The organism is Photobacterium sp. GB-210 (assembly GCF_003026075.1).
Classification (GTDB): Bacteria; Pseudomonadota; Gammaproteobacteria; order Enterobacterales; family Vibrionaceae; genus Photobacterium.
In genome coordinates, this window is record NZ_PYNU01000047.1 from 1 (window position 1) to 1,648 (window position 1,648).

Consider the following 1,648-nt stretch of genomic DNA (forward strand, 5'->3'; position numbering starts at 1 on the left):
CAGCGTTATCGCCTACACCGTCACCATCGGTATCTACTGTTTCTGAGTCATCAGCAGGGAACGCATCAGCGTTATCACCAACACCGTCACCATCGGTATCAAGTGTTTCTGATTTATCTTCAGGGAAGGCATCTGCGTTATCACCAACACCGTCACCATCGGTATCTGTTGTTTCTGATTTATCTTCAGGGAAGGCATCTGCGTTATCACCAACACCGTCACCATCGGTATCTACCGTCTCTGACTTATCTTCAGGGAACGCATCAGCGTTATCACCGACGCCATCACCATCGGTATCTGTTGTTTCTGAGTCATCAGCAGGGAACGCATCAGCGTTATCGCCTACACCGTCACCATCGGTATCTACTGTTTCTGATTTATCTTCAGGGAACGCATCAGCGTTATCACCGACGCCATCACCATCGGTATCAAGTGTTTCTAATTCATCTTCAGGGAACGCATCAGCGTTATCACCGACACCGTCACCATCGGTATCTAGTGTTTCTGATTTATCAGCTGGGAACGCATCAGCGTTATCACCGACACCATCACCATCGGTATCAAGTGTTTCTGATTTATCTTCAGGGAAGGCATCTGCGTTATCGCCTACACCGTCACCATCGGTATCAAGTGTTTCTGATTTATCTTCAGGGAAGGCATCAGCATTGTCACCAACACCATCACCATCGGTATCTACCGTCTCTGACTTATCGTCTGGGAACACATCAGCGTTATCACCGACACCGTCGCCATCGGTATCAAGTGTTTCTGATTTATCTTCAGGGAAGGCATCTGCGTTATCACCAACACCGTCACCATCGGTATCAAGTGTTTCTGATTTATCTTCAGGGAAGGCATCTGCGTTATCACCAACACCGTCACCATCGGTATCTGTTGTTTCTGATTTATCTTCAGGGAAGGCATCTGCGTTATCACCAACACCGTCACCATCGGTATCTGTCGTTTCTGACTTATCAGCTGGGAACGCATCGGCGTTATCGCCTACACCGTCACCATCGGTATCAAGTGTTTCTGATTTATCTTCAGGGAACGCATCAGCGTTATCACCAACACCATCACCATCGGTATCAAGTGTTTCTGACTTATCGGCTGGGAACGCATCAGCGTTATCACCGACGCCATCACCATCGGTATCTACCGTCTCTGATTTATCAGCTGGGAAGGCATCAGCGTTATCACCAACACCGTCACCATCGGTATCTACTGTTTCTGACTTATCAGCTGGAAACGCATCAGCGTTATCACCAACACCATCACCATCGGTATCAAGTGTTTCTGATTTATCTTCTGGGAACGCATCATTGCTATCTAAGACACCGTCATTATCATCATCAGTATCTTCGTTATTACCAATACCATCGCTATCGGTATCTACTGATTCTGTGCTATCGAGCGGGAACACATCATCAGCATCAGCGATACCATCATTATCGTCATCAGTATCTTTGTTGTTACCAATGCTATCGCCATCAGTATCAACGGACTCTGTTTTATCTAGAGGGAGAGCATCATCGACATCAGCTACACCATCGCCGTCATCATCGGTATCTTTGTTGTTACCAATACCATCGCTATCGGTATCTACTGATTCTGTGCTATCGAGCGGGAACACATCATCAGCATCAGC

Annotated in this window: 1 pseudogene; it reads right to left on the reverse strand. The window is 47.0% G+C overall.

Annotation, left to right across the window (positions count from 1 at the left end):
- Positions 1 to 1,648: pseudogene (locus tag C9J38_RS21940) on the reverse strand (hypothetical protein); the annotation flags it as partial.